Source organism: Methylomagnum sp. (assembly GCF_054333355.1).
In genome coordinates this window covers 1-3,660 of sequence record NZ_JBTEKS010000417.1, presented here as the reverse complement: position 1 = coordinate 3,660, position 3,660 = coordinate 1, and the positions used below count along the sequence as shown (strand labels likewise).

Annotated in this window: 3 protein-coding genes; 2 read left to right on the top strand and 1 reads right to left on the bottom strand. The window is 59.5% G+C overall.

Annotated elements, in window-relative coordinates:
- Positions 1-255: 255 nt before the first annotated feature.
- Positions 256-801, bottom strand: coding sequence for a copper resistance protein NlpE N-terminal domain-containing protein (locus ACXWUF_RS20375; protein WP_458496394.1), 546 nt, complete (start codon positions 799-801; stop codon positions 256-258).
- A gap of 303 nt (positions 802-1,104) precedes the next feature.
- On the opposite strand from ACXWUF_RS20375, the gene ACXWUF_RS20370 reads away from it, so the two are divergent.
- On the top strand, positions 1,105-2,124 hold the full coding sequence (locus tag ACXWUF_RS20370; protein ID WP_458496393.1) for an NAD(P)/FAD-dependent oxidoreductase: 1,020 nt from the start codon (positions 1,105-1,107) through the stop codon (positions 2,122-2,124).
- Positions 2,125-2,392: 268 nt separating this feature from the next.
- On the top strand, positions 2,393-3,660 hold a 1,268-nt coding region (htpG, locus tag ACXWUF_RS20365), incomplete at its 3' end, for a molecular chaperone HtpG (RefSeq protein ID WP_458496392.1).

Here is a 3,660-nt window from a genome sequence, read left to right as displayed (position 1 = left end):
CACCCCCCGGATCGCCTCCAAGGCGACTTTGGCCTTGAACTCACCGCTGAATACCTGGCGTTTCTTCTCGCTCACTCCGGACTCCACGTTCTCGCCCGTCACCATCTTAAATGACTGTCCGGAAAACGGGGTCCACTATAGTACATGGAAAACCTCCGTTAGGCGTTTTGTCACACACTTAATTTGGCGGTGATTTGGAGGTTTGCAAGGCGAGGAACGAGCCAGACCGGCCCGGCGACCATCGCACCAACCGCGTCAATGAATATGCATTTCCCGATTGTCGGCCTTGTCGCTCCTTTCCAGCAGATACTTATCCTGATTGCCGGGCAAAGGCTTGCCATCCTGGCTTAGATAAACCAATACCCCGGTATCCTTGATGGCGAGCCGACGCGGCGGGGCATCACTCTTGTTGGGGTTCAGCACCACGGTGCCTTGGGCGTCGTCCCATTGGTATTTGCCCTTCTCGAAAGACTCCCGGTTAAACACCCTGGCGGGCTGGGTGATCAGCAGGTAATTATTCTTGGCATTCAGGGACAGGGTCATTTTGAGTCCGCTGCACCCCTCTTCCTGACAGGGCAGGTAGCCATAAAAAACGCCGCGAAACTGACCCGCCGCCGCTTCCGAACCGGCGTGCCGGGAATGATCCATGGCCCCTAAATGGTTCAATTCTCGGGCCTTGAGGGTTTTTTCCTGGATTTCTTTGTCACTCTCCGCCCCAGCGCTGCCGGGCAGTGACAGCCACGCCCCGAAAGCGATGAGCAATATCTTTTTAGCGATTTTTGAATTCAGTGCTTCGATCATGGGTTTCTCTTGAGATAGGCATAAATGGGAAAGCAGGGCGCGGCGATGTTCGGTTTCGTGCCAGATTTTGAGTTTGTTCGAGATTATCACCGAGCGCGAAAATTAGGGAAGCAGGAAGCCTTGGGTGGTTTCGAGTACAAACTTCTATCGCTCATGCCGTATGATATTGGCCGGTCTGATGCCCCATGAACTGGTTATCCGCGCCACCCGCACACACGCCAAGGGCGTCATTGAACTTCAACACTGGCTTGGGGCTTACTCAAGCCAATCCAATTACCCATGAAAGGTCAGGGAGTTATCGTTATGCACACCGTCATCGTCGGCTCCGGCATCGCCGGTATCACTTTGGCCGAGGAGCTCAAAAAGCACCAGCCGGACGCCCAAATCACCGTGCTGACCCACGAAACCCACGGCTATTACTCGCGGCCCATGCTGTCCCACGGCTTCACGCGGGACGATGTGGAAACCAAGATCATCCTGAAATCCTTCGCCGACCTCCGCGCCGCCGGTATCGACATCGAAAGCGGCGTCAAAGTTCTGGGCTTGGATCGGGAAACCAAGTCCGTGCTATGCCGCAGTGATTCAGAGGACTTCGCCGTCGGTTACGACAAGCTGGTGCTGGCACCCGGCTCCGACGCGCTGATTCCGCCGCCGTTCCGCGCCGCCAGCCACCTTTATCGGGTGGTGAACAGCCTGGACGATCTCATCGCCCTGCGCCGGGAGCGGGAAGCCATCCGGGCGCGGGGCGAAACGCCGCATTGGGCGGTGGTCGGCGGCGGCTTGATTGGCTGCGAGGCGGGCGCGGATCTGGCGAAGGCGGGCGACCGGGTGACGCTGTTCCATGCCTTGCCCCGGCTGATGGAGCGGCAGTTGGTCGAGGAGGATTCGGCGACGCTGCTGGACGTTCTGCAAGGCCACGGGATAGCCGTGCGCTTGAACGCCGCCGTGCAAGGTTTTGAAGCCACCGACGCAGGCCACGCGGTGACATTGGAAGGCGGGAGCGAAGCCGGTTTTCATGGGGTGATCGTGGCCTGTGGCTTCAAGCCGCGCACCGAATTGGCGAAGGCGGCGGGCTTGGACGCCAATCGCGGCATCGTGGTGGATTGGTTCTTGCGCACCCGCGACCCGGATATTTTCGCGTTGGGCGACGCCGCCGAATGCACCGACGGGCGGCTATACGCCTACATCATGCCGATCCGCCATCAGGCGATGTGGCTGGCGAAGTTCCTGGCGGGGCAAACCGACCAGCCGTGGCAGCCACCGACCTTTAAGCCCCGCGCTAAGGTGCATGGGTTTAATGCGGCGCATCCTTATCTGTTCTGAGCATTCAAGCGGTCCCGAATCCGGCTCAAAGCTTTATCCTCGCCTACCCAGTGGCTCTTTCCTTGTTCGCCCGGAATGGGCGGATTAGCCATTTTAGTCGTTAAACCTTGCCCCTTGGTAGGTCGGGCTTCAGCCCGACTCTTTCCTTTTACACGCCCCGGAATCGGGCTAAAGCCCGACCTACCGCTTGAAATTCCCCCCCGCCAACCCAATCTAGGAGGACTTCTCACCTCATCAAAATTCATTCAACACGGGAGGACCGCATTCCATGACAACCGCCGCCGACACCAAAGTCACCTTGGGCTTTGAAGCCGAAGTCAAACAACTTCTGCACCTGATGATCCATTCCTTGTATAGCAACAAGGAAATCTTTCTCCGCGAACTGATCTCCAACGCCTCCGACGCCGCCGACAAGCTGCGCTTCAGCGCCCTGGCCGACCACGCCCTGTTCGAGGGCGACGCCGACCTGAAAATCCGCGTCGAATTCGACAAAGCCACCCGCACGCTGACCATTACCGACAACGGCATCGGCATGGACCGCGACGAGGTGCGCGAGAACATCGGCACCATCGCCCGCTCCGGCACCCGCCGCTTCTTCGAGGCGCTGACCGGCGACCAGGCCAAGGACAGCCAGCTCATCGGCCAGTTCGGCGTGGGCTTCTATTCCTCCTTCATCGTCGCCGACAAGGTGACGCTGGAAACCCGCAAGGCGGGCGCCAGCGCCGAACACGGCGTGCGCTGGGAGTCCGCCGGCGAGGGCGATTACAGCCTGGAAACCATCGACAAGCCGGAACGCGGCACCAAAGTGACGCTGCACCTCCGCGAAGGCGAGGACGAATTCCTCGACGGCTGGAAGCTGCGCTCCATCGTCCGCAAGTTCTCCGACCACATTTCGCTGCCCATCGTCATGCTGAAGGACAGCTATGACGCGGGCGAGGACGATGACGCGGAAGGCGAAGAGGGCGAGAAGGTCGTCAAGGAAAAGGTCATCGAATGGGAGACCGTCAACAGCGCGTCGGCGTTGTGGGCGAAGAACAAGGACGAGATCACCGACGAGCAGTACAACGAGTTCTACAAGCACGTTTCCCATGACTTCCAGGAGCCGCTGACCCGCCTGCACAGCCGGGTCGAGGGCAACAACGAGTACACCCTGCTGCTCTACCTGCCGGCCCGTGCCCCGTTCGATCTGTGGGACCGGGACGCCAAGCACGGCGTGAAGCTGTACGTGCGGAAAGTCTTCATCATGGAAGGCTCGGAGAAGCTGATGCCGCGCTATCTGCGCTTCGTGCGCGGCGTGATCGACTCCGACTCGTTGCCGCTGAACGTGTCCCGCGAAATCCTGCAAGAGGACAAGCTGCTGGAAAAAATCCGCTCGGGCGCCGTGAAGAAGGTGCTGGGCATGTTGGAAGACCTCGCCAAGAACGATGCCGACAAGTACGCCGCGTTCTGGAAGGAGTTCGGGCAGGTGTTCAAGGAAGGCCCGATTGAGGACTTCAAGAACAAGGAACGCATCGCCAAGTTGCTGCGGTTCGCCTC